The 26,414-nt window shown below is 43.6% G+C and carries 20 protein-coding genes; 10 read left to right on the top strand and 10 right to left on the bottom strand.

What is annotated here, in order from left to right; all coding sequences use genetic code 11:
- Positions 1-335 precede the first annotated feature (335 nt).
- Both glpT and ALT761_RS06375 read left to right on the top strand, forming a co-directional pair.
- Positions 336-1,694 (top strand): glycerol-3-phosphate transporter, encoded by a 1,359-nt coding sequence (glpT, locus tag ALT761_RS06370; RefSeq protein WP_126873976.1) that lies wholly within the window; start codon positions 336-338, stop codon positions 1,692-1,694.
- Positions 1,695-1,764: 70 nt separating this feature from the next.
- A complete protein-coding gene (locus ALT761_RS06375) occupies positions 1,765-2,820 on the top strand; it encodes a 2-dehydropantoate 2-reductase (protein ID WP_129737387.1) in 1,056 nt (351 codons plus the stop codon).
- 10 nt (positions 2,821-2,830) lie between these two features.
- Here the strand turns inward: ALT761_RS06375 and ALT761_RS06380 are convergent, their stop codons facing one another.
- The 3 genes from ALT761_RS06380 to ALT761_RS06390 are packed head-to-tail and all read right to left on the bottom strand — an operon-like array spanning position 2,831 to position 5,498.
- Positions 2,831-3,676 carry a DUF6279 family lipoprotein gene (locus ALT761_RS06380; protein WP_129737389.1) on the bottom strand — a complete coding sequence of 282 codons (846 nt, stop codon included), beginning with the start codon at positions 3,674-3,676 and terminating at the stop codon, positions 2,831-2,833.
- Positions 3,677-3,725: 49 nt separating this feature from the next.
- The gene (locus ALT761_RS06385; protein WP_129737391.1) at positions 3,726-5,267 is read right to left on the bottom strand and encodes a hypothetical protein; all 1,542 of its coding nucleotides are present in this window, start codon (positions 5,265-5,267) and stop codon (positions 3,726-3,728) included.
- A gap of 12 nt (positions 5,268-5,279) precedes the next feature.
- The gene (locus ALT761_RS06390; RefSeq protein WP_129737393.1) at positions 5,280-5,498 is read right to left on the bottom strand and encodes a hypothetical protein; all 219 of its coding nucleotides are present in this window, start codon (positions 5,496-5,498) and stop codon (positions 5,280-5,282) included.
- Between the two features lie 124 nt (positions 5,499-5,622).
- Between ALT761_RS06390 and ALT761_RS06395 the strand changes: the two genes are divergently transcribed.
- Positions 5,623-5,979 (top strand): VOC family protein, encoded by a 357-nt coding sequence (locus ALT761_RS06395; RefSeq protein ID WP_129737395.1) that lies wholly within the window; start codon positions 5,623-5,625, stop codon positions 5,977-5,979.
- 169 nt (positions 5,980-6,148) lie between these two features.
- Here the strand turns inward: ALT761_RS06395 and asd are convergent, their stop codons facing one another.
- The gene (asd, locus tag ALT761_RS06400; RefSeq protein WP_129737397.1) at positions 6,149-7,273 is read right to left on the bottom strand and encodes an aspartate-semialdehyde dehydrogenase; all 1,125 of its coding nucleotides are present in this window, start codon (positions 7,271-7,273) and stop codon (positions 6,149-6,151) included.
- Positions 7,274-7,619: 346 nt separating this feature from the next.
- Between asd and ALT761_RS06405 the strand changes: the two genes are divergently transcribed.
- The 3 genes from ALT761_RS06405 to ALT761_RS06415 all read left to right on the top strand — a co-directional run bounded on the left by ALT761_RS06405 (position 7,620) and on the right by ALT761_RS06415 (position 11,702).
- Positions 7,620-8,426, top strand: a complete 807-nt coding sequence (locus ALT761_RS06405; RefSeq protein WP_129737399.1) for an SDR family NAD(P)-dependent oxidoreductase — start codon at positions 7,620-7,622, stop codon at positions 8,424-8,426.
- A gap of 322 nt (positions 8,427-8,748) precedes the next feature.
- Positions 8,749-10,818, top strand: a complete 2,070-nt coding sequence (locus ALT761_RS06410) for a catalase (protein ID WP_129737401.1) — start codon at positions 8,749-8,751, stop codon at positions 10,816-10,818.
- Positions 10,819-11,141: 323 nt separating this feature from the next.
- The gene (locus ALT761_RS06415; RefSeq protein WP_013784841.1) at positions 11,142-11,702 is read left to right on the top strand and encodes a cytochrome b; all 561 of its coding nucleotides are present in this window, start codon (positions 11,142-11,144) and stop codon (positions 11,700-11,702) included.
- Positions 11,703-11,790: 88 nt separating this feature from the next.
- Here the strand turns inward: ALT761_RS06415 and ALT761_RS06420 are convergent, their stop codons facing one another.
- Complete coding sequence (locus tag ALT761_RS06420) at positions 11,791-12,705, bottom strand: LysR family transcriptional regulator (protein WP_129737403.1); 915 nt, start codon at positions 12,703-12,705, stop codon at positions 11,791-11,793.
- A 109-nt stretch (positions 12,706-12,814) separates the two neighbouring features.
- On the opposite strand from ALT761_RS06420, the gene ALT761_RS06425 reads away from it, so the two are divergent.
- From ALT761_RS06425 to ALT761_RS06435, 3 genes are all read left to right on the top strand, one after another.
- Positions 12,815-13,810, top strand: a complete 996-nt coding sequence (locus ALT761_RS06425) for a zinc-dependent alcohol dehydrogenase family protein (RefSeq protein WP_129737405.1) — start codon at positions 12,815-12,817, stop codon at positions 13,808-13,810.
- A 333-nt stretch (positions 13,811-14,143) separates the two neighbouring features.
- Complete coding sequence (locus ALT761_RS06430) at positions 14,144-15,154, top strand: zinc-dependent alcohol dehydrogenase family protein (RefSeq protein ID WP_129737407.1); 1,011 nt, start codon at positions 14,144-14,146, stop codon at positions 15,152-15,154.
- Between the two features lie 97 nt (positions 15,155-15,251).
- Entirely contained in the window at positions 15,252-15,674 is a 423-nt protein-coding gene (locus ALT761_RS06435) for a CBS domain-containing protein (RefSeq protein ID WP_129737409.1), read from the top strand.
- Positions 15,675-15,785: 111 nt separating this feature from the next.
- Here the strand turns inward: ALT761_RS06435 and ALT761_RS06440 are convergent, their stop codons facing one another.
- Together ALT761_RS06440 and ALT761_RS06445 are read right to left on the bottom strand one after the other, a co-directional pair.
- Entirely contained in the window at positions 15,786-18,830 is a 3,045-nt protein-coding gene (locus tag ALT761_RS06440) for an efflux RND transporter permease subunit (RefSeq protein WP_129737411.1), read from the bottom strand.
- A gap of 3 nt (positions 18,831-18,833) precedes the next feature.
- Complete coding sequence (locus tag ALT761_RS06445; protein WP_129737413.1) at positions 18,834-19,907, bottom strand: efflux RND transporter periplasmic adaptor subunit; 1,074 nt, start codon at positions 19,905-19,907, stop codon at positions 18,834-18,836.
- A gap of 156 nt (positions 19,908-20,063) precedes the next feature.
- Between ALT761_RS06445 and ALT761_RS06450 the strand changes: the two genes are divergently transcribed.
- Complete coding sequence (locus ALT761_RS06450; RefSeq protein ID WP_129737415.1) at positions 20,064-20,681, top strand: TetR/AcrR family transcriptional regulator; 618 nt, start codon at positions 20,064-20,066, stop codon at positions 20,679-20,681.
- 133 nt (positions 20,682-20,814) lie between these two features.
- Here ALT761_RS06450 and ALT761_RS06455 read toward each other — a convergent pair whose 3' ends face one another.
- From ALT761_RS06455 to ALT761_RS06465, 3 genes are all read right to left on the bottom strand, one after another.
- A complete protein-coding gene (locus tag ALT761_RS06455) occupies positions 20,815-23,970 on the bottom strand; it encodes an efflux RND transporter permease subunit (RefSeq protein WP_129737417.1) in 3,156 nt (1,051 codons plus the stop codon).
- A gap of 10 nt (positions 23,971-23,980) precedes the next feature.
- The gene (locus tag ALT761_RS06460) at positions 23,981-25,135 is read right to left on the bottom strand and encodes an efflux RND transporter periplasmic adaptor subunit (RefSeq protein WP_129737419.1); all 1,155 of its coding nucleotides are present in this window, start codon (positions 25,133-25,135) and stop codon (positions 23,981-23,983) included.
- Between the two features lie 166 nt (positions 25,136-25,301).
- Positions 25,302-26,411 carry a GGDEF domain-containing protein gene (locus ALT761_RS06465; RefSeq protein WP_129737421.1) on the bottom strand — a complete coding sequence of 370 codons (1,110 nt, stop codon included), beginning with the start codon at positions 26,409-26,411 and terminating at the stop codon, positions 25,302-25,304.
- Positions 26,412-26,414 lie beyond the last annotated feature (3 nt).

Here is a 26,414-nt window from a genome sequence, read left to right on the forward strand (position 1 = left end):
CTTAACATGTTATGTCTTGAATTTAGGATAATTATCCACCGCGCCATTTGAAATTTAGCCTTTAGTCTAATGCTTTAAGTTTAATTGATATTTGCTCAAGCATTTCTACGTGTTCTTTTTAAAAGCCGTTTTAGGTAACCCTTAGCCTAGTAAGACTATAAGTCATCTTCGTAACAAAAGCATGATAGCCCACAAGTCGCCACGTAGCATGACCACCGAACCTGCAATATCGGGCTTCCGATGAATAATTAACATATATGCTTGTCTTCTTAACTTTCTAAAAGCAGAATACGACCACAAAAAATAGTTCATCGCCAGATAGTTGGAAGCTTTATATGATTGGTTTTTTCAAGCCTGCAGCACATAAAACTCGGTTACAAGAACAAGAAATAGATCCAGTTTATAAAAAGCTTAGATGGCAGATATTCCTCAGTATCTTTGTCGGCTATGCGGGTTACTACCTTGTTAGAAAGAACTTTTCACTGGCCATGCCTTATTTAATTGAAGAGCAAGGCTTCACAAAAGGTGAGTTAGGTTTTGCGCTGTCTGCAGTCTCTATTGCCTACGGGTTAAGTAAATTTTTAATGGGCAATGTTTCTGATAGAAGCAACCCCAGATACTTTTTAATGACAGGGTTATTACTGTCTTCCTTGGTCATGTTTATTTTTGGTTTTGTGCCATGGGCAACCCAGAGCATAGCAATTATTTTTCTGCTGCTTTTTATTAACGGCTGGGTGCAAGGTATGGGGTGGCCCGCCTGTGGCCGTACTATCGTACATTGGTACTCGGGGAATGAACGAGGACAAGTTGTTTCGGTTTGGAATATTGCTCATAACGTTGGCGGCGGACTCATTGGCCCTTTATTTATCTTGGGAATGGCGTGGTTTAATGATTGGCGTAGCGCTTTTTATGTACCCGCAGCCTTCGCTGCATTAATCGCCGGTTTTGTATTTTTAACCTTACGAGATACACCGCAAAGTTGTGGTTTGCCACCTATTGAAGAACATCGCAACGACTATCCCCTCGATTATGAAGAAAAGCATGAGCAAGAACTCAGTGCTAAAGAAATATTTGTTACCTACGTATTGAACAACAAACTCCTGTGGTTTATCGCTATTGCCAATGCGTTTGTGTATCTCATTCGATATGGCGTTTTAGATTGGGCGCCGCTGTACTTGTCAGAAGTAAAAGACTTCTCATTCGAGCATAGTTCTTGGGCGTACTTGTTGTATGAGTGGGCGGGCATTCCAGGTACGCTGTTATGCGGTTACATTAGCGACAAATGGTTTAAAGGCCGTCGTTCACCCGCTGCTATTTTGTACATGGTACTCGTATTAGTCGCCGTTCTTGTATATTGGTTTAACCCTGCTGGAAACCCATCCATAGATATGGCTGCGCTAATGGCTATCGGCTTTTTAATCTATGGACCTGTTATGTTGATAGGTTTATACGCGCTAGAATTGGTGCCAAAGAAAGCCGCTGGCACGGCAGCCGGGTTAACAGGACTGTTTGGGTATCTTGGTGGTGCCGTTATCGCCAATATTGCCTTAGGTTTTACCGTCGATTACTTCGGTTGGAATGGCGGATTCGTACTACTCACAGGTGGGTGTATTTGTGCCATTGTGTTAATCGGGTTTACGGTTAAACATGAAATTGCGCATTTGAAAAGTAAAGAAGCGTCTGCAGCTAACTAAATGATGACGTTTATTTAACGCGAAATCTTGCCGTATTTAGACGTATTTAAATCTGGCAGTGGGTAATAGCATGAGCAAAATAAAGACAGCAAACAAAGCGAATATCGTCATATTAGGCGCTGGGAGCATCGGATGTTATTTAGGAGGCTGTTTGCTGTCTGTTGGCGCGAATGTCACCTTAATTGGCCGTGCAAGGCTAAAAGAACAAATCGGGAAGAGCGGCTTAACGTTAACCGATTGGCGGGGTAGGAATACAAAGCTTAAACCGGACGCCGTTAATTTTACTGAAAGTGCCGAGGTAATGGAGAATGCTGATTACATTTTAGTGTGCGTAAAAAGCGGTGATACTCAAGAGGCTGCGTTGCTTATTGCGCAATATGGCAATAGCCTTCTACAGAAAGCTAATCCGGTTGTTATCAGCTTTCAAAACGGCGTAAGAAACGCACACGTGCTATCAGAATGCTTACCGAATTATACCGTCATGAAAGGCATGGTTCCCTTTAACGTGCTGGGGCAGGGCGACGGGCATTTTCACTGCGGTACAGAAGGCAATTTGTGTATTGAAGATAAAGCCGGGAAAGCGGAAGACTTAGTCGGCCTGTTTGACATGGCCGACTTGCCTGTTCAGGTGTATAAGGATTTATCTAGTGTGCAGTGGGGTAAGCTGCTCATGAATTTAAATAACGCCGTTAATGCACTTTCAGGCAAACCACTACTTGAGCAATTGCACGACAACGAATACCGAAAAGTAATGGCGGTTGTGCTAAAAGAAGCGTTAGTCGCAATGAAAACGGCTGGTATTGAACCGGCTAAAACAGGCAAGGTCGTTCCTAAACTTATGCCTTATATTATGTCATTGCCTAATTTTCTGTTTAAAAAGGTAGCTGCTGCAACGTTAAAAATTGACCCTCAGGCACGCTCATCTATGTATGAGGACTTAGCGCTGAATAGAAAAACAGAGGTTGATTATCTAAATGGCGAAATTGTTGCTTTAGGTGAAGCGCATCAAGTGAATACCCCCGCTAATACCGCAATAGTCAAACTCATTAAAGCAGCTGAAAGCGCAAGAGAAGGGTCACCAAGATTGAGTGCAGCCACCCTACAACAAGCGATAGTTGCTAGCTAGTCTATCGCTTTTAATCGTCTTGAAGGTCGTTAATATCGTCAATAATCTTGTTGAGCTTTTTCAACAGGTGTGACTTCTGCTTAGCGGTCATTGTCTTCACCAACTCATCGGCCAACGATAAATATGCTTCTCTGTTAGCCTTTCTGCGTGCTAGGTACTCTTCGGTGCGGTATTCATCGGGGTGAGTCAGTAGGTGGGTTAGCTTTTGTTGAAAGGCTTCTGTATTTTGTCTGCTTGCAAACAGTCGGCGCGCTTCATTCTGCATGGTTATGCGGTATTCAAGCCAGTTTCCACGGGTACGGGCGAAGTGAGGAGCGGCATTCGCTATCATCGTTTTTTGTTCGTCAGTTAAGTCACCTACACTGTCTTCAAAACCTTCTTCGAAATTCTCAATTAACTTTTCAAGCCTTTCGCTGTCAGACATTGAATTGTATTCATCAATCTCTTCTTGCTCTTCGTCATTTTCTTTTTGGATGGCAGCAAACAAATAAATAACTTGGTCGTCACTTAAGCGGGAAGCGAGTTCTGCTAACTCAGGCGCTAGTTTTGAACGTAAGGTCATTACGTGTTCATTAGCCTGATTTAGATGATTAGCTATAACTGCTTTGTTTAACTTATCTTGTTTTATATCTTCGGTTATCTGCTCTAGTTGGGCCAAATATAAAGCCAATTGTTCTTCTCTGTGCCAATCAATCCACCCTTCAAGCTTAATATCGAAAATAGCTTCTTGTGAATCATTAAGCTCTACATAATCGTCCATGTACCAATAAATAAGCCAATCGAGGTTATTGTATGCAAGCTTAGAAGAGCACCCTGTCAGTACTAAGAAGCCAAGAACAAGCCATAACTTTTTCATCTTTAAATCCGTTGTCGATGTAGCTATTAGCTACTGATATATAAATTAGTTACTGAGCACTAATAGTTCTTAGTAATTTAGCCGCCTTTTGGATTTCAAAATCAATAAATCGCTGCTGAATTTCTATGGCAGCGCTACACATAATATCTGGTGACTCGAGAAAATCTTTAGGTGCTGCTACCACCTCAAAATGTGCCTTACTGCTATCCTTCATGCCTTTAACTAAATTCGTGATGATGTCATCACTTTCCTCGTCAGAATACAAAGAGGGGCTTACCTGCTGATGAGCAATAAGCTTTGCTATAACCTCAAGCTCAAGTGCCTTTACTTCGCTCGATAGCTGAGCTTCATTCCCAGCATGGTGTTCTAGTGGCACCTCTTCGGGATACACAAATGCGGCGCAGGCAAGGGGATATTGCCCTTGAAGTTCTTGCATTTGTTTTATCATTAAATGCCAATAATCAACGATGTCAGCATCACTACCATGGGCGATATAATGCGTAATCCTCGCTTCAAACACCGCTCGAGCTCGGGTTGCAATAGCATTAATAGAAGCGCCTTCCCGTAAACCCTCTTCATTTATAGCGACAATTCGATAGTAGGTATCTGGATCTTTGTCTTTCATGGCAACCAAGTAGGCATGAGTCAATAAACCAGATTCTACTGCTTGCGTGTTTATTTCGCTTTCGTCTTCATAGCCACTGAACCCGTAGGCGCTACTGTCCACTACTTTACTGATAATACCTGCTCGTAAAAGTTCTTTGTGAGAAGGAGCCCAAAGTTCAGTATTCGGCGTATTTCGTATTTTTTTCGTAAACCAATTTGGAACATCGGCATCTTTATACGCTTGGTCAAACGCGGAACTTAACTCTGTGTTGTCATGCATAGACTTGCCGCCTAATGCGGGAGCGTGAAACTGCAACACGCCGTCTTCACCCAATAGCCTTTCTTTTCCCGCTAAATACACAATAGTGCATGCCGAAGAGCACGAGGTTTTCACAAATGTATTAAGTCCATATTCTTTGACTACAGCAGCTAGACGAGTCGCGCCGATAAGTCTTCCGCCAATACTGTGTAAGTGTATTGTTGTTATGTTTTCATTCTGTTTCAGTACATCTAGCAGCAGTAGTTCGGAGCCAATTTCTATACCGCCATAAAGTTCTAGCTCGGTGCCATTATTTAAAACTCTAAACTTGGTAGGGGGATAGGTGGATTCAGCGCCAATTAAAGAGATACTTTCAGTAATGATGGGTACCCCTGACCGATAGAAATCTACAGTGAAATTTATCATTCCTACTACTGTCATTATTATCGCCATTGTTGCCCAACCAGCAGAGCCACCGCGATGAGGGTGACGGATGGCAGAGCGAATTATGCCAACCGATTGCCAGATAACCACGGGTGTTAACACCACGTACAAAAGCATCATGTATATACCAAGCTCAGCTCGCGATGATGCACTTTCTATTTTAAGTTCAACAAATGAGCTTAGCGCAAGTGCACCAAGTGTTATTAAAATGCCAACCACCCAATAACTGATAGGTAACGATACTTGGCCTTTCCAAAAACGAATTAGCCAGTTTGCATGCAATGCTTCGTCATCCTATCTATCTTCTGCCAATACTGGGTCGTGATTGGCAGTATTTTGAGGATGAGAACTATCTTGATGCTGAGACGTTTCGGTTTTACTTGTTAAGGGGTGTCTTAGGGCTATTTCCTTTAGCACGGCAGACACTCTATCGGGATATTGCTCTTTGTCGATGTTGGCTAACACATCTTCAAGTTCGGCAAGGCTGTAGTTTGAATAATCCGGAGCTTGCATTAAATACTTCCATGTGGCTTTTATATTATTGAAGATGACATTCATTGACGTGCTAATAATACGGAATATTAGCCGCTAACACTACAGTATTCACCATATCTACCTGAATAGATGAGGAAAAACCATGGCAACACACGAAAAGCTTAACTACGTTGAGTTCGGTACATTCGACATCAGTAGTACTAAGTGTTTTTTTGAAACTGTATTTGGTTGGGCGTTTACCGATTACGGGCCCGAATACACGGCATTTTCTAATCAAGGATTAGACGGGGGTTTTTTTAAAGCTGAGCGCGCTAGCACCACAGCAAATGGCGGCGCGTTATTAGTTTTTTATAGCGCTGATATTAGACAAACCTTAAGCAAGGTAGAAGACGCTGGTGGCAATGTGAACAAGCCTATCTTTGAATTTCCAGGCGGTTGTCGATTTCACTTTATAGAACCTGGGGGCAATGAATTCGCGGTTTGGTCTGAAAAGGAATAGAAGCCCGCTCATGTTTAGGCTGGCCCAGAGAAGCTCTGTATAAAGGAGCCCTTTATAAAAATGCTCTGTATAAAAAAGCCCAGCTTAGAAAAAGCTGGGCTTTGTCACTTATTTTTAGCGGTGTTTACGCTACCATTTATTAAGCATTAGCGGCTTAATCAAGGGGTATTTACGCCTTATCGAGAACTATACGCAGCATTCTGCGAAGCGGCTCGGCAGCACCCCATAGCAGTTGATCGCCCACGGTGAAGGCTGAAATATATTCAGGCCCCATGGTCAATTTACGAATTCGACCTACAGGAATAGACAACGTACCTGTCACTTTCGCTGGCGTTAATTCTTGCATGGTGGCATCACGGTCATTTGGTACCACTTTCACCCAATCGTTATGCTGGGCAAGAATTTGCTCAATCTCTTCAACTGGCAAGTCTTGTTTTAATTTGATGGTGATAGCCTGACTATGACAACGCATAGCGCCTACACGCACACAAATGCCGTCAATAGGAATAGGCTGCTCAGTTAAACCCATAATCTTGTTGGCTTCAGCTTGCGCTTTCCATTCTTCACGGCTTTGCCCAGATGGCAACTGCGAATCAATGTAAGGAATTAAGCTTCCTGCTAGCGGCACGCCAAATTGTTCAGAAGGGTAATCATCGCTTCTGATAAACTCAGCGACTTGCTTATCGATGTCTAAAATAGCAGACGCTGGATTGTCTAATTTTGCTTTTACATTAGTGTGAATGGCACCCATTTGGCTAATAAGTTCGCGCATATGCTTAGCGCCAGAACCAGAAGCAGCCTGGTATGTCATGGGTGAAGCCCACTCAACCAAGTCCTTTTCGAATAAGCCACCTAGTGCCAACAACATTAACGATACCGTGCAGTTTCCACCTACGAAAGTGCGAATGCCGCTTTCAACGCCAGCGTCAATTTCTTTGCGGTTTACAGGATCTAAAACAATGACTGCATCGTCTTTCATGCGCAGCGCTGACGCTGCGTCTATCCAGTATCCATTCCAGCCGGTGTCGCGCAGTGAAGAATACACTTCTTTGGTGTAATCACCGCCTTGGCAGGTAATGATAATATCTTGCTTCGCAAGCGCTTGAATATCGAATGCGTCTTCTAGTACGCCAGCGTTAGCACCTGCAAAATCTGGCGCCGGAAGGCCTTTTTGCGACGTAGTAAAAAATGTGGGTTCAATGTGCGCGAAATCTTGCTCTTCTTGCATGCGCTGCATTAACACTGAGCCAACCATACCGCGCCAGCCCACTAAACCTACTTTTTGTTGTGACATTAACTTGAGAACCCTATAAAACTAAACTGTGTATTTATGTTGAACCAGCGGTGATATCACCCTGGCAACCCTATACCTGTCGCATATTCATTATTATGCCTGCAGTCTATAAACAATTTAAAACGCTGGCTAGCGGGTTTTTAGAAATATTACGTTATAGATATAAGTGAATCACATTTGGCGGGGGCATTATCAATCTTTTGTTGAAACTAATTCTTAAAATGCATAATTATCATTCATGTTCGAGGAAGGTAGTCTTGATTCAACAGTTTTTAAACCCTAGCAGCCTAAATGAGTACCGAGTCAAACGCGCTCTACTTTACGAAATTAAAAAGGAAATAAACGGATGAAAACCATATTAGTAACAGGCGCGACCGACGGCATTGGTCTTGAAACCGTAAAATTGTTAGCTCACGAAGGGCATAATTTGATCATTCACGGAAGAAGTGCTGATAAGTTAAAGCGTGTAGAGCAAATGTTAGGTGCCGATTACCCTGCAATAAAGGTGACAGGGTTCGTGGCAGATTTAAGCGACTTTCAAGCAGTTGATAATTTTGCAACTGATGTGGCAGGCGCTTTTTCAGCCATTGACGTTATCATTAATAATGCCGGGGTGTTTCATTCTCCCGCAATTGAGACAAGCGCAGGCTTAGACGTACGCTTTATGGTGAATACGATTGCGCCGTTCATCATTACCAAACGTTTGTTACCACTTATGCCAAGTGATGGGCGAGTAGTAAACGTATCATCTGCAGCTCAAGCCCCTGTTAATTTTGACCTGCTAAGTCAAGGCCCTTCTATGAGTGACGGCATGGCATACGCACAAAGCAAGCTTGCTATAACCATGTGGACACGCTTTTTTGCCGAAAAATACGCAGCAACAGGGCCATTGTTCGTGTCTGTTAATCCTAAATCTTTGTTAGGCAGTAAAATGGTGAAAGAAGCTTATGGTGTAGCCGGAGGTGATTTAGCAATAGGTGCGAAGATATTTGTGGAAGCAGCTCTTAGTGATAGGTTTGCAAACGTAAAAGGTGAATATTTTGACAACGACAACAATCAGTTTGCGCCTGCACATCCATTTGGTGAAAACTCAGCAAATAGAGAGCAATTGGTTAATGCAATTGAATCTATTGTTGCCTGTCACCTAAGTTAATTATTTCCAAACATTAGCATCTTCATGTAGAACACATCAGAGCCTCTGGTGTGTTTTGCCTATTCGGCACTATTTCATTTTTTCAATCTTGCCTTTGTACTATTTTTAATCCTTATCATTGCTTGCCTTGCGAGTCTGTAAAATGTTCCTTCTTCTTGTAATTCTTCTAATGCCAATAAATCGGTTTCAACTTAAGTTATTAATTTTATTTAATAATTTAACATGGAATTCTCCTTGCTTCGTTCAGTTCTGAAACATGAATGTATCACCCGAGACCGTTATTACAACGTAATCAATTAGGTTATCTCTATAAGGAACTGAAATGGCTGAATCGTTTAAATACCAAGGACAAAAAGGGAAAGGCGGCGAGTTACATCAAACCGCGGGTAATGGACACCCAGCTATGACAACAGCGCAAGGTTGCCCCATTCACGACGATCAAAATTCTCTTAAAGCTGGCCAACGAGGGCCTACTGTTTTAGAAGATCACGTACTTAGAGAAAAGATTTTTCACTTCGACCACGAGCGTATTCCTGAACGTGTGGTACATGCTAGAGGCTTTGGCGCTCACGGCTATTTTGAAACTTACGAATCATTATCAGATATTACATCAGCAGATATTTTCCAGCGTAAAGGCGAAAAAACGCCTGTATTCACACGCTTTTCTACTGTTGCGGGCAATAAAGGTTCACCCGATTTAGCGCGAGATGTGCGCGGCTTTGCCGTGAAGTTTTATACTCAGCAGGGTAACTGGGATTTGGTAGGAAACAATATCCCTGTATTTTTTATTCAAGATGCTATTAAGTTCCCAGATCTTATTCATTCTGCAAAACAAGAGCCTGACCGCGGCTTTCCTCAAGCGCAAACTGCCCATGACAACTTTTGGGACTTTACCAGTCTATCGCCAGAATCTACACACATGTTGATGTGGGCTATGTCAGATCGCGCAATACCTCGATCTTTCCGATTTATGGAAGGTTTCGGTGTGCATACCTTCAAGTTTATAAATGCAGAAGGTGAGATGAAATACGTTAAATTCCATTGGAAGCCAAAGCAAGGTTTACAGTCGGTCGTATGGAATGAAGCACTTAAAATTAATGGCGCAGATCCTGATTTTCACCGCCGAGATATGTGGAATGCCTTACAAGCAGGTGACTTCCCAGAGTGGGAATTAGGCGTTCAGGTGTTCGACCAAGATTTTGCAGACAATTTTGAATTCGATGTTTTGGATGCGACTAAACTGATCCCTGAAGAACAGGTGCCAGTGAAAATAGTAGGCAAAATGGTACTTAATAAAGTGGTTGATAACTTTTTTGCAGAGACGGAACAAGTGGCGTTTTGTACCCAAAACATAGTGCCAGGTATCGACTTTACCAATGATCCTTTGTTGCAAGGCAGAAACTTTTCCTACTTAGATACGCAGTTAAAGAGGCTAGGTAGCACGAACTTTACGCAGCTTCCTATTAATGCACCCAAATGCCCAATGCGCCATTTTCAACAAGACGGCCATATGGCAATGCAAAACCCGAAAGGGCGCGCTAATTACGAACCAAATTCGTGGGATGCTGATGAAAATAACCCTCGTGCGTGCCCAGAGACGGGTTATCAATCACATGCAGAGCCTATGGAAGGCAGTAAAACACGCTACCGCTCAGAAACCTTTGCAGACCATTACAGCCAAGCACGTCAGTTTTATATTAGTCAAACTGAAACAGAGCAAAAACATATGCGTGATGCATTTGCGTTCGAACTGTCAAAAGTTGAACGGTTAGCTATTCGCGAGCGGGTAGTGTCTCATTTGCTAAATGTAGATAAAGCATTAGCCGAAAGCGTTGCACAAGAGTTGGGTTTTTTAGAAATGCCTGAACCCGCTGAAGCAGCGATGCCTACAAGAGAAGATTTACCGGTATCCGACGCTCTTAGTATCTTAAAAAATGCTCCTAGCACTTTTAAAGGCCGTAAATTAGGCATTCTTGTGTCTGATGGAATTGATGCCGATATGCTTTCAAATGTTATCGACTCCCTAATGGCTGAAGGGGCTATGTTTGAGTTAGTGGCGCCTAAAGTAGGTGGTGTAACATGCAGCGAAGGAAAACATATTGCGGCGCATCAAAAGGTAGATGGTGGACCATCTGTGCTTTATGACGCGGTACTATTATTACTTTCAGAAAATGGCGCAACATCTTTATCGATGAAACCTGAAGCAAAAGATTTTGTTTCAGATGCGCATGCTCACCAGAAGTTTGTAGGTTACACGGCGAACGCCATGCCATTGATTAAAGCTGCAGGTTTGGGTGATGCAATGGACGATGGTTGGTTGGATATCGAATCTATCAAGCCAGATGCGTTTATCAAACAGCTTCGTGACATACGTTTTTGGGCTAGGGGTTAAGGGCGTTTTTTGGCCATTTCCCCTTTAGCATATTTACTGTAATCGAAAGGGAATTAGCCCTAGTCTTCAAGCTGAGGGGGGCGCTTTATAGGCGTTTCCCCCTATACCCAAGCAAATTTTCCCGTGCTAAGTTGAATTTTTAATTTAGAATAGCTAAAAGGCTCGTGAGCTTTACTTTGCAAGTTGCGCAAAACGTAATTGCATTTGCGGTAAAAAGTAGCAAGGCTCTATGAAAGGTATAAGAGCGCAATTTCACATGTCTTTTATAGAGAAGCACATTAATAACTATCGCGTTAATAACCATCGCGTTGCCCGAGGAAAATATGCAGTACGATACACATCAAAAGTTTTCACCTACCACACTATTTTTACACTGGACTGTTGGCTTAATCATAATTGGCATGCTGGCTTCAGGTGTCTATATGGTAGAGCAAAATGCCTATTGGGTATTTTCGTGGCATAAATCTTTTGGCTTTATTGTGCTGTTCCTAGCATTAGCTAGGGTGGCATGGCGAATGAAAAATGGTTGGCCTACAGCGGCAGGGGATTACTCTGCGTTAGTACACGGCGTAGCTAAAGTGATTCATTGGGTACTTATTCTTAGCACGCTGCTAATGCCAATATCAGGGCTTATGACTTCGGTACTGGGTGGCCACGGTTTATCTGTGTTTGGATTAGAGGTATTCGCACAAAATTTCAGTGTAGAAGACCCTGAAAAAACGTTGCCAATAAACTACGAGCTTTCAAAACTCGGCGGCACTGTACATCATTATTTAGGCTATGTATTGATTGGTGCTGTTGTACTTCACGTTGCCGGTGCGTTAAAACACCACATTATGGACAAAGACGGCACGTTACGACGTATGTTAGGCAAAAGCATTTAGTTAGTAAAATTTAAGACTGACGGCTTCGAATAGACAAAAAACCACAGTTTACTTGCTGTGGTTTTTTTATGACTTTTCTTTTTTTTTGTTAAAGACCCGCTTCTCTTAACGCTTTATCCCAGTAGGGTTCACCACTATACCGCTCTTTTAAAAAGTCGATAAAGGCGCGCACTTTGGGCGCTAATAAACGGTTGCTTGGATATACAGCCCACAGTGCACACTCAGCGGTTAGGGGGTAATCTTTTAAGACTTGAACCAATTGACCACTTTCAAGATATGGGTAGCTACACCAGGTGGCCGTGAGGGTTAAGCCGTTGCCACCAATAGCAGCGTCCCGTACTGCTTCACCATTATCCATACGAATTCGCGTTTTAGGTTTTATCGATACTACGCCCTGCGGTGTGTCGAATTCCCATGTTTCCAAACCCATAAGATTTACAGCAGCATGTTGAGGTATGTCTTGTGGAGTTTTCGGCGCACCATATTTCTTAATATAGTCTGGTGACGCTACAATAATTCGCTTGTCATCAGCCAGTTTCCTAGCGTGCAGATTAGAGTCTTTTAGCACCGCGTCACGAATTGCTACATCAAACCCGCCTTCTATCAGATCTAAAATACTGTCGCTGAATCGAAAGTCGACATTTAGCTGAGGGTAAGAGGCTAAGAATTCTTCCATAGCGGGTACTAAGTGTAGGCGACCAAAAGAGGCTGGAGCGGTTACTCGCAATGTGCCCTGTGGCGTTTGTGAGCCAACCCCAACGGCGGCTTGAGCGATCTCAATACTTGATAGCACCTCTTCCGCATGAGGTAAGAATAGTTTTCCTTCATCGGTTAACGACACTTTTCGCGTGGTTCGGTGAATAAGCCGCACACCCAAATTTTCTTCCAATTTATTAATGTGAGCGCTAGCCACGGCCGGTGAAACATTCAGTTCACGCCCAGCAACACTGATGTTATTGGTATTGGCGATACGTACAAAAAGCTTAAGGTGATCGATGTTCATAATGGATTATCAATAAAATCTATAAACTGTATGTGTTTATAACCCAATTATCATATGCCTGGCTAGTGTCTATTATTAGTCTCGAACTTAACGCAACGAGGCTACTCACATGAAAGCAATGGTTATTAACGAATTTGGCGGACCTGAAGTATTTACTGCGGCTGAAATAGATGCCCCACGACTTAAAGCGGGCCACGTCATTGTGCGTATTGCAGCAACTAGCGTAAACACTGTAGACACCATGATCCGTGAAATAGGTCAAGACCTACCATTTTCCCCTAAACTTCCAGGCGGTGTTTTAGGGATGGATTTCGCCGGAACAATCGAATCTGTAGGCGAAGGCGTAGAAGACTTTAATGTAGGTGATGAAGTTTACGGTTGCGCGGGTGGATTAGCTGACTTGCAAGGTACATTAACTGAGCTCATTCTAGCGGATGTGCGTTTGATAGCGCCAAAACCTAAATCTCTATCTATGCGTGCAGCGGCAGCGCTACCTTTAGTGGGGATCACCGCTTATGAAGGATTAACCCGCGCACAAACTACAAAAGATCAAACGGTGTTGGTCCATGGCGGCGCTGGCGGTGTAGGTCACCTTGCTATCCAAATGGCCCGTCACTTTGGTGCGACCGTCTTTGCTACGGGGGGCTCAGATGAGCAAGCCGCCCTTATTGAGAAGCTGGGTGCTACTTATATTGATTATCGCTCAGAAAAAGTGGCTGATTATGTTGCTAAGCACACTGATGGCGCAGGTTTCGATGTGATTTATGATTCTGTGGGTGGCGGCAATTTACAGAGCTCTTTTGAAGCAGCAAAACTATGTGGTCAAGTGGCGACTACTGTTTCATTGATTGAAACTGATTTGAGCCCTGTGCACTTCAGAGGTTTGAGCTTACATGTGGTATTCATGCTGATCCCTATGATCCACGACTACAAGCGTGAAAGTCATGGCGCTATATTACGCGCTATAACCGACATTGTTGATGCAGGTGCATTAACCCCAATCTTGGATAGCGAGGTGTTTACCCTTGATCAAGTAAGTGATGCACATGCGCGCTTAGCAAGCGGCAAAGCCATGGGCAAAATCGTTATCGATGTAGCCTCTTAAATTTTCGAGTACAAGCTGTTGAATACGTTCTTGAACAAGCTCTTGAAATAACGACTTGTGCTAACTTTTAGATTTGTACTGTTTACTTTCCCTAAGCGCACCCTTTGCGCACTTTTACCCTTGGTGATAGCCGTTATGCTCGCCAAGGGGCTTTTATTTTTTCTCTCGCCTTTAATTAATCGTCAATATCCTTATCTCTGTATTAAACCATAGAGCATATTTACTTATGTTCGCATGTTGCGTTGCGAGTTTTTTAGCGCTATTGGTATTTTGTACTCGCAATTGTAAACATCCCCTAAACTATCTTCACTTGCTAATCAGGAAGGAAATTTTATGAAAGTAATGCGTTTGAAAGACAACAGTGAAGGATTAGCATCACTTTACTGCGCAGACGAAGCAGAGCCAACCGTCGTCGGCAACGATGAAATTAAAGTAAGGATCCATGCTAGCTCTCTAAATTATCATGATTACAGTGTAGCGACGGGTGCTATTCCCACAGAGGGCGATCGTATTCCTATGTCTGACGGCGCTGGCGTAGTGGTAGAAGTTGGGGAAGGCGTTACACAATTTGCCCCAGGAGACCATGTGGTTTCTACCTTTTTCCCTGACTGGTTAAGTGGCGCACCTACGGTAGGTGATTTTAGTCGCACACCTGGCGACGGTATTGACGGTTATGCCAGAGAAGTCGTGGTAAAACCGCAGCAGTGGTTTACTAAAGCACCGAGCGGGTGGTCTCATGAAGAAGCGGCTACTATCACGACAGCAGGATTAACAGCTTGGCGAGCATTAGTCGTAGAAGGCGGCTTAAAAGCAGGTGACACGGTTCTGTTGTTAGGCACCGGCGGTGTTTCTATCTATGCGCTTCAAATAGCCAAAGCAATGGGAGCGAAAGTGGCTATTACCTCAAGCTCTGATGACAAGTTAGAGAAAGCAAAAGCCCTAGGTGCAGATTTTACGGTTAACTATAAAACAGATGAAAAGTGGGGCAAAACCGTTGCCAAATGGACTGGCGGAACAGGGGTTGATCATGTGGTAGAGGTGGGCGGTCCAGCCACACTAGGACAATCTATTCATGCATGTAGAGTAGGGGGAAGTATTGTACTTATTGGGGTGTTAACCGGTATTAAAGGTGATATCCCAACAGCTACTCTTATGCGCAAACAAATTAGGTTAACTGGGATTATTGTGGGTAGCAATAAAGAGCAATGGGACTTTGTAAGTGCCTTGGAATGTATGAACTTCAAACCTGTGGTTGATACAACATTTGCCCTAGAAAGGCTATCGGATGCGTTTGCTTTTGAGGCGTCGGGTAAACACTTTGGTAAAATTTGTGTGAGTCTTTAAATCAAAAAGTGGGGGCAGCAACATTGCACGCTGCGCCCTTATTGAGCACTATAGGAATGGTTAGGCCTAACGTAAAAATAAGAGTAAAAGGAATACCATGAGTTTGTCCCATATCATGTCTACTCGTGTAGTCAGTGTACACATGGATGATAGTTTAGAGTTGATACAGACTTTGTTCGCCGAAACCGGGTTTCATCATTTGGTGGTAGTGCATCAGAATCAACTTCAAGGCATCATTTCAGACCGTGACGTGTTAAAAGCGACTAGCCCTTTTGCCAATACGGTTAATGAACGCTTTCGCGATAGAGCAACACTGGAAAAAAAAGCGCATCAGATTATGACGCGAAACGTGTTTACTCTTTCTCCAAACGATTCAATTGTTAGCGCCATTTCCTTGTTCAATGAAAATAAGATTTCCTGTATCCCCATCATTGATGAGAAACGATGCCCAATTGGGATAGTATCTTGGCGAGATGTTATGCGCTTTATGGAAGCGAGGGTAAATGCTAAGAAAGGTTAGACCGCTAATTGAGTAAGTAGCAGAAAAGATAAATTAGCGATGTTTACATGAATAAAAAAGGTGCGTTTATACGCACCTTTTTTGTTTGTCGGTTAGCTTACCATATGTAAACTAACTGGTTTTTCGATAACTCACTCTAAATAAGATGCTATACAGCACAGGTACGGCAATAAGCGTGAGTATGGTGGCAAAGGTTAATCCGCCCATAATCGTAACTGCCATGTCTGCAAAGAAGGCATCGAATAACAGGGGTGCCATACCTAAAATAGTCGTTAATGCGGCCAGTGTTACAGGGCGTAAACGGCTTAACGTCGCTTCCACTATAGCCTTTTTAATTTCTATCCCTTCTTCAATTTGTAGGTCTATTTCTTCGATAAGCACAATGGCATTTTTAATTAACATACCAAATAAACTCAAGAACCCAAGAAGTGACATAAATCCGAACGGCATGTTTGTAGACAGAAGCCCTGTCACTACACCGACAATAGCCATGGGCACTACTAGCCAAATGATAAGAGGCTGACGGGCGTGGCCAAATAGCAATACAGAGATTATGAACATCACTAAGAAGCCCACAGGTAAGCCTGCACCTAGTGCAGCTTGCGCCTCACTTGAGCTTTCAAATTCGCCGCCCCATTCAAGAGCATAACCGGCAGGAATGTCCATCGCTTCAATTTGAGGGCGAATACGGGCAAATGCTTTCGCGGCAGTTTCATTGTCGCCTGGCTCAGCCTCTACGGTGATGGTTCGCAATCTATCTCTACGATGAATACGTAGCTCTTCTGTCACTATATCTAAACCGCTCGATACCTGGGTAAAAGGCACGTACTGACGTTGCTGAGAAGACCATACTTGGCTCTCTCGGACTGATTGAATGGCGGTGTCATCGGGATGCCCCATTTTTGCCACAATACTGTAAGCATAATCACCGTCTTGCACACTGCCTAAACGCAACCCGCTACTAGCATACTGCACCGTTTGACTGAAGTCTGAGTGAGACACGCCCGCAATACCGGCATTGTAATTATCGTACTGGGTATTAATAGCCACGCCTTTTTCACGCCAATTGTGGCGAATATCTTTAATATTGCCATCAGCGAACATCAAGCCTTTCGCTTCTTCGGCGAGGGTACGTAACACTTCTGCATCAGGGCCTGAGAAGCGTGCTTCAAGCTTAGCGCCAGAACCTGGACCAAACTGCATACGCTCTTGGTAGAAGTTAGCATCAAGGTCAATATTATCGAGCAAGCCGGAAAGCTTTTCTTGAACGGCAGGAATATTCTCTAACTCATTAACCCGTACCATGAAAAATCCATAGTTTTCATTGGCACTTTTGGGCGCGTATGTAAGCGTGAAACGATCTGCTCCTTGACCAATAATGGTGGTGACAGCCGTTACATTTTCTTGCGCTAAAATACGTTGCTCAGCTTCTTTAATGATTTTTTCGGTAGCGCGAATATCACGATCTTGTGGGCCCCAATAATGCACAAAGAAAAGCGGTGCATTTGAGGGCGGGAAAAAGCCTTGTTTTACCATACCGAAACTGCCGTAGGCCACCACGGTAATGACCACCAGTACGGCAATGGTCACCCATCGTAATTTTAGTGCCCCGGTGAGGGTTTTGGTGAACCAGCGCTGCAACACAGTAGGTTCATCGCCATCGGTTTGCTTCACGCCTTTACGAAACACTAATTCGCCAAGCACTGGCACTAAGGTAACGGCTAGTACCCAGCTCATCATTAAAGAAACTAATACAACAGCAAATAAGGAATATAAAAATTCACCGGTAGCATCATCAGATAACCCAATTCCCGAGAAGGCCGCGATACCTATTACTGTTGCACCTAATAAAGGCCATTGTGTTCGCTTCACAATAAAGCTTGCCGCATCTTTGGCCGACGCGCCGGTAGCCATTCGCAGCATCATGCCTTCGGCCACTACAATCGCGTTATCTACTAACATTCCCATGGCGATAACCATAGCGCCAAGGGATATGCGTTGAAGCTGAATATCCATAAGCCACATGATAAGAATAGTGCCAAGTACGGTAACTAACAGTACTGCGCCTACCACTACGCCAGAGCGCCAACCCATGAATAGGCACAACGTCAGAGTAACGACGACTACCGACATCACAAGGTTTGAAATAAAGCCATCGACCGACTCATCAACCACCGAGGCTTGGTCGTAAATGGGGGTAAGGGTAATCCCCACAGGAAGGGTATTCAGTAGGTGATCCACTTTAGCATTTACTCGGTTGCCAACATCAACAATGTTCACGTTAGACAGCGCTGAAACCGATACGGTCAAGGCTTCTTCGCCGTTATAACGAATAAGTTGTGACTGGATATCTGCAGGCTCTAATTTAAGCGTGGCGACATCGGAAACGCGAATAGAGCGATTGGTACCTGGAATAACTAATGAAAGGTTAGATATTTCTTTAATTTTATCTGGTGCCCGCTCTACGATTAATCGTACATTCTTTTCATCTACCAACACTCTTCCGCCATTAAAAGGGCGCAAGTTATCTTCAAACAGCGAGGTTAAATCAGGAAAGGAAATACCTAATCCGGCAAGCTGATAAGGGTTCACGTAGGCAACTATCTGTTCGGTTTGCACACCACTTACCGTGACTTTTGCTACCCCATCTGTGGTTAATAAGTCTCTGCGAATTAAGCGCGCAAATTCCCGTAATTCACTGGTGGTAAAGTCGGGGGCGCTCAAAGCGTAGTAAAGGCCGTAAACGTCACCAAAGTCATCAAAAACTACAGGGTCTTGTGCACCTGTCGGCAAGGATGTAGCGGCGTCTCGTAAACGCTTCCTAAGTTCATCCCAAATTTGTGGAAGTTCAGTACTGTCATAGTTGCTTTTAACTTCGACAGTAATTTCAGATAAGGCTGGCGAAGAGATTGATGTGAGTTCTTTTAGTTGCGGCATTTGCTGGATAGCAATTTCTAATGGTTCGGTAATTTCCCGTTCCACTTTCTCTGCGCCAGCGCCAGAGTAGCTGGTGTAAACCTTCACCTGTTTAATCGTGAATTCTGGGTCTTCTAAACGACCAATATTGGTCATTGCAATAATACCGCCCAACAGCAGTATCACCACCATTAGCCATACATTTACGGGTTTATCAATTGAATAACGAGCGATATCCATAACTTACTTTTCTCCCTCGTAAGGAAGAACCTTCATGTCTGCTCGCATTTTAGTTGCGCCTGCTGCAACTACCTTTTCACCCAGCGCTAATGAACCACTTAGTACTGCGAAATCCTCGTGAATGTGTTCAACAGTAACGCTAACTTTGTTCACTAATTTACTGCTTTCGTTATATACCCAAACCCCAAAACCTGAGGCTTTGTCACCCACTAACGACTGTACTGGGACAACAACACCGTCAGGAAATGGTGAACCCTGTAAGCTCACTTTCACAACAGCGCGAGCGCCTGGCGTAAGAGGTAAATCTGCACGTGGCTCCATAGCAAAGACGACTTCGTAAGTTTGCGATACAGGGTCGGGCTGAGTGTTGTGCTCTACATAATTAACTGGATACCACTGTGTTTCTTCTGTCGTTAACGATGCACTAGCTTGCTCTATTCCACGATTAAGGTTCGCGGTGAGTAGCCTTTCAGGCACGTTAATATTGAAGTAAATTTTAGAGACATCTTGTAACCGAGCAATAGGCGTTCCGGCGGCTACAAAGCTATTATTTTCAACAAGACGCTGAGAAACCTTGGCATCGAAAGGTGCATATAATTGGGTATAACTTAAATCCTGCTTTGCCGTTTTTAGTTCTATTTCAGCTAATTCGTAGGTGGTTTTTGCAGTATCAAGGGTACTTTGCGCTACCAGTTTTTGCGCATACATCTTTTCAATACGGTCTAATTCGCGTTTAGACTGTTCCAAACGGGTGCGTTGTTCGTCGACACGGCGTTCGAAAGGTTGTCTGTCAATCGTGGCTAACAGCTTGCCTTCTTCAATATCGTTACCTGTCGTTAAGTCGGTTTGAACTAATCTACCTGATACTTCAAAGCTAAGATCAACCGTTTTTACCGCAGAAACGACTGCCGGAAAGGTAAATTCATCAAATGCAGGAACAGTACTCACCTCAGCAAGTTTTACATAGCGAGGGGCTACCGTTTTCTCTTGTACATCGTCCTCTGATGAACAACCAGCAAGGATGAGAACAGATAAAGCAGTAAGTGCAACAAGCTGACGAATTCGCGAAATGGGCATAGGAATTTTTCGATCCGTATTTGTGGTGAATAGAGTATAGACGACTATACTCACCTATAATTAAAGTAAACTGTGCGGTGCATTTTAAAGATCATCCATTGAAAAGTAAACTGCGCAGTGTAAAATGAATGCATAATATGTTTAGACAGTAAAATTATGACTAGTACTACACGTACCCGAAGTGATGTTAAGCGTGATGCTATTATTCAAGCAGCGAAGCAAGCATTTCAGGAATTTGGCGTTAACGGAACCAGCATGGACAAGCTGGCCGAGCTAGCGAACGTGTCTAAAAGAACAGTGTATAACCATTTCTCAGCAAAGGAAGAGCTGGTGATGCACCTTATTAAAGAACAGTGGCAATCTGCCCTTGTTGATATAGGTGCGCCTTATGATCCAGAGATCTTGCTGGCCGACCAACTCACCGAGCTGATTATGGCCGACATAAATTTTATGAGCGCTGATGAACACCTAGAATTGGCTCGTGTTGCTATTGGGCACTTTTTTTATGAGCCCACCCGATTAAAAGATGAAGTTGCCCAACTTCAAGCCCAAGAAAAAGCAATGCATAAGTGGTTAAAAGCCGCAAGAAAAGACAATCGTATGGATTTCGATGACATTGAGCAGGTGGTTGAAGAGATGGATAGCCTGGTGAAAGGGCAGTGCTTTTGGCCACAACTGTTTAAGTTAGAAGACCCGCTTACTGAAACGCGTAAGCTGCAAATTGCAAAAGGCGTGACTGAAATGATGCTTTGTCGTTATGGTACGAACACTTAATTCAATAGCAAATGCTATAAGTATAATGAGCTAATCATTATACTTATAAGTCTTACAGTATTTCCTTTCTGCGTCTTAACATTCCCACCGCTTTACGCCAGTGGGAATGTTGCTAGACGTTAAAAAAACTTACCTAGTTGCCACACTCAATTTCAACCTCTACCTCAGAATCATTTGCACGAGATCTACGAAAGATTTTGTGTTTTATCCACGAAAACGGTACGGCTAAGTCGAGCAAGATTAAGTACAAGCAAGGCACTAGAATTAAAGTAACCAGTGTGGCGTAAAGTACAGCAAAACCAAGAGCGGCAGCCATGGGTACGACGAACGCCGCTTGTAGGCTACTTTCAAACATAATCGGCAGTACACCGGCAAAGGTAGTAATCGAAGTCAGTGTGATAGCTCTGAAGCGCGCACTGCCAGCTTCTGTCACCGCTTCTCTAACACTGTAGCCTTGTGCGCGGCGTTGATTAACAAAGTCTGTCATTACTAGGGAATCATTTATCACCACTCCAGCGGCGGCTATCAGACCAAAAGTAGACATCATGCTTAAATCTAGGCCGAGCCAGAAGTGACCCCATATTGCCCCAGTAAAGCTAAATGGAATAACCGACATTATGATAAGCGGTTGCCCGTAGCTTTTAAGCGGTACGGCCAGAAGAATATAGACCATAATCATCGCGGCTAAGAAAAATAACAATTGCTCACTTTGCTGCGATTGCTGTTCTTCAATATCCCCGCCAAGCTCGGTCATCACTGATGGAAATTCTTCTTGTAACTGAGGAAGTAGTTTTTCCTTAATCTGCTCTACCACTTCGTTCGGCTCTACCGCCTCTTCATCGATATTGCCCCACACATACACGCTACGATATCCACCTTCACGGCGAATATAACTGATGCCTGGTTTTTCTTCTAACAAGACTACATCGCCAAGTAATACATCACGACCTTCAGGCGTTTTGATAACGGTATATTTCAAATCAGCAAAACGCTCACGGGTAAGTTCGGGATAGCGCACCATCACCTTCACTTCTTCGCCATTACGAATAACGCGTTGTGCTTCGCCGCCATAGAAGCTAGCACCAACCTGAGAAGCTATGTCAGAAAGGGTTAAGCCTAAGTCATAGGCCACAGGCAACATAACTAATTGCACTTCTTTGCTGGCAGGATCTATGGTTGAACTAACATCGAATAGTCCATTTTGTTGTTGCAGCATTTCAATAAACTTCAAACCTGCAGCGTTCAATGTGTTGATATCAGGGCCAAATAAAAGATAGCCAAATTCACCATCATCACCATTTCCGCCATTCACATCGTCTATTACGGTGAACGACTTCATACCGGGAATGTCAGGTATGGCTTCTCGCCAGCGCCTTGCTAACTCGAAGGTATCAATAGGGCGTTTGTCTTCGTGCACCAACGGAGTCAGAATTTGGCCTTGGGTACGCTCATTATTAAAGGCCAGTCTGTCGCGGATCATACCGGTGCCAAACTCTTCAATAACTTGTTCTTCAACGTCTAAAATAGTTTGCTCTATCGTTTTTAACGCTGTGATGGTGGCAGCATCCGACACGTTTTCATTCATTTCAATGCGAACGCTAGGAAAGTCATGAGGCACTTTCGGATTAGGCACCATTCGTACATAGTTTGCGTTGATTAGCCCGATACTAATCATCAATATCCCAAAGAACAGGAAAAATACTGCCCAACGCCACTTCAACGCGCGCTCAACGGTGCGTTTATAAGGACCGTTTACAAAGCCGTAGAATCGAGTATTAAATTTATCCCGCCAGCTTCCTTTTTTTATCGGTGTAAAGTGTGTATGTGCAATATGTGCTGGTAGTATTAGCTTTGATTCAACTAAGCTGAACGCTAAGCAAAAGATAACCACAATTGCGATATTATAGAAGAAGGCGCCTTCAGGGCCGCTACTTAGAGTAAATGGAGCGAATACGGCAATGGTGGTCAAAACACCGAATGTGGCTGGCGTAGCAACGCGCTTTGCGCCGCGAACTACGTTATCAATACCGCCGCCTTTGCTTTCTATTTCAGTATAAGCACTTTCCCCTATGACGATGGCATCGTCTACCACAATACCCAGCACCATTATGAATGCAAATAGCGATAGAATATTAATGCTGATGCCAAATACCGGCATCAGCATAACAGCACCTAAAAAGCATACCGGTAAGCCTACCATAACCCACAAGGCCAGCTTGAAACGTAGAAATAGGGTCAGCATCAAGGCGACAAGAATGGAGCCTTGAAACAGGTTTTTAAGCATCATGTCTAAGCGAGCATTCAAGTAGTAGGTCATATCTACCAATATTTCTAAGCTCACTCCGTTGGGAAGGGTTTTATTTCTTTGCTCGATATAGGCTTTCACCGTGTTAGCCACGGGGATGGTATTTTGTGATTTAGTCGCACTTACCGACATGTAAATGGCGTTTTTACCATTGTATTTAAAGTAGCGTTCGCCTTCGGTAAAGCCATCTTTAATTGTGGCAATGTCACCTAAAGTCACTTTTGCCCCTGCAGAGCCAATCTTAACGGGAATTTGAGCAAACTCAGTGCCGCTGTAATACTGGTTTTCTACACGGACAGAAATAATACCTGCGTTGGTACGCAATTGCCCGGCAGAAATATTGGTGGAATAGTTGCTTATTGCACGGCTAACATCGGCAATGCTTAGGCCATATTTACGCAGCATTTCCGGCTTTATCTCAATAGCAATTTCATCGCTTGGTGTCGATATGTCTACTAAGGAAACATTGTTAAGTTGAAGCAGTTCATCTTCAATTTCTTTGGCGATGATCTTAAGCTCTGGAAGAGGTAAATCGCCCACCAATGGCATTTCAATCACGTCTTGTTGAAACTCAATTTGCGATATATTTACCGGCTCCATTCCCGCAGGGAAGGTAGCAATACCGTCAACTCTCAGTTTAACTTTATCGAGTACATCGGTGAGTTCTTCATCAGTATCGATTTCAAGTGTAACGGTTCCAGAATCACGAAAAGCGCGGGCTACCGTTCTTTTAATCTCGGTAACGTCTTTTAACGCCTCTTCTACCTTAATAAGAATACTTTCTTCTATTTCTTGTGGAGATGCACCAGGATATTGTGCCGACACCGTAATGTAGTTTATTTCGATGTTGGGAAACATTTGGCGCTGAATCGTAAAGTAACTGGCCAAGCCCATCAAAATGATAAATATCATTAATAGGTTCGCGGCTACGGCGTTATTGGCAAACCACGCGATAATGCCCGTTTCTGAATTAGTTTTATTCATGGTGGCGCTCCTATTTCGCGGTGTCGCTGTTCGCCACAAAACCAGCGCTGTTATCGATGACTTTTACTTCCATGCCATTTTGAGGGTATTCAGGTAAAGACATCACCACTTTGTTCGGGTTAAAAGTGCCTTGAATAAGAAAGTCGCTGCCATCTTCACGAATAACCTGAATTTTTTGCGAGACCAACTTACTTTCTTCATCTATTGTCCAAAGCGTGCGGTTGGTGACTAATTCTTGTGGAATACGGTATACATCTTCTAGCTTCTTACCTTCAAAACTTATCGTGGTATAGGTACCGAATTTCACGATAGGTTTAGTTGCATTCAGGGCGTAAGGGTCTTCAATTCTGGCTACAAAATGGGTCATCCTGGTGGCACTGTCGATAACGCCCGTGTCACGATGAATTGTCGCGGTAACTTGCGTTTTGCTTACATCGTCAAGGGTAAGTATCGCTTTTGTTCCTAGGGTGTTTTCATCTAAGAATACCCGGTCGAACCCCGCGATAGGAAAGGTGATTTCTGCCTGCTCAATATTATTGATAACCGCCGCGGTAGTGCCTTGGGTAACATAATCGCCGGTACTGATCTCTCTTGAAATAATAAGGGCATCATAAGGGGCAGCCACTTCGCAGTTATCTAAGTCGCGCTTGGCAATTTTGAGTTGAGCTTCTGCCGATTTAACCGATGCTTGTGCGCTCATAACTTGCGGCTTTCTAAGATATAAGTCGGTGACCCTCGCATCAGGCATAGATTTGGCCTCTCGTGCCGCTACATCCGCTTGAGCTTGCTCTTGTATTAATTGGGCTTGTGCGCTGGAAAGGTTAGCTTGCGCGAGTAATAGCGCTGCCTCGTAGGCATCTTTTTCAACCGAGAATAATACTTCACCTCGTCGAACCAGTCCGCCACTTACAAATTTAGGGTTCCAAGACTCGACTTCACCCGAGACCTGAGCAGCAAGGTTTGTACTTTCTAGTGGCTGCACTTCTCCATATGAAGATAATGTAATGACAGAGCTTTCAACATCAATTTGCTCGATAGTGACGGTGGGACGCGTGTCTACCGCTTCTGTTATGGCTGAATCTGAGGCAGAGGCCTCAATGCCTTTCATTATAAAATAACTTACTACCAAGATGGCAACGGGAAGTATGAATTTCATCCATTTCATAATCGGGTCTTTTTTAAAAAATTAGCTGAGAGTAGTTTAACGCCAAACTGTGTCTAAGTTATTCATCAATTGTAACTAAACGTGAGTCAATAAATAGAAAGGCTTTGTGTGGGCAATACTTGCACGTAAAAAGAGTGTTTAGGAGGGAGTGACAATAATGATAAGGCTAGCGGCTACTTTCGCGTTTAAGCTCTGAAGCGCTACATACTCTATTTCTGCCGTCATTTTTTGCTTGGTAAAGTGCTTGGTCGGCCAGGTTTAACGCACTCGTAAGTGTCATTGATGACGTAACCTCGCATACCCCAAAACTTGACGTGACTCGATGAGACTTTCCATCAACCAGCAGAGCTTTAGCACTCAGGTTTTCTCTTATTTGTTCGATAACCGTTTTCGCTTCTTGCTCATTAGTTTCGGGGAAAATAAACAAAAACTCTTCGCCTCCCCATCGAGAGAGGCTGTCTTGTACGCGCACGCGACTGCTGAAAACGTTGGCAACCTGTTTTAGAACTTCATCACCCGCATCATGTCCAAAGGTATCATTAATAGATTTAAATCTATCAATATCAGCAAGAGCAATGGAAAACGGCTTTTTATTTCGTTGCATTCGGCTAAGTTCTTGCTCGAGCTGCTGCTGCCCGCCTCTACGGTTCAAAATGGTGGTAAGAGGGTCGTATCTGGCTTGACGCTCGAACTGTTCGCTTAAGTACATTGCGGTACTGTAGCTGCGCTGCCGGCTATATTCGTAAAAGGCAGATAAAAAAGAGATGGTAATAAATGAATAAATAAGACGTGTTTTAAACTCGTAAGAATATTCAGTGGCAAGAAGCGCATTATCAGGGGCAAATAGTACAATAATAATGAGGGTGACAAACCCGGTTAGTGCAAAGAGCCCACGACGAAAACCGGTAAAAAACATAGTCACAGGTGGTACTGTAAAGATCCAGAGCGGTCCAGTACCCGCATTTCCACCAGTAATGACAAGTATTAGCATCAAAGACATCAGACAGGCAATGATAACCATGGCTGAAATGAAACTGCCTCGTTTGGCTCCTATCGTAGATTGTATTTTGTGAGAAATAGCAAATAAAACACAGGCTGATAACAAAATACATGCAAGTTGAGTATCTTGTGCGAATAACGCCCTTACCCCTAAGAAAAAAGTGAGCCCCATACCTACAGCAGAAAACATATTGACTACTCTGATCCGACGATTTATGTCATCAGGTAGTGAATTATGTGTACCGCGGTCTATGAATTTTCTTATAGGGTTAAGCATAAG

Source organism: Alteromonas sp. 76-1, from assembly GCF_900654235.1.
GTDB classification, from domain to species: domain Bacteria; phylum Pseudomonadota; class Gammaproteobacteria; order Enterobacterales; family Alteromonadaceae; genus Alteromonas; species Alteromonas naphthalenivorans.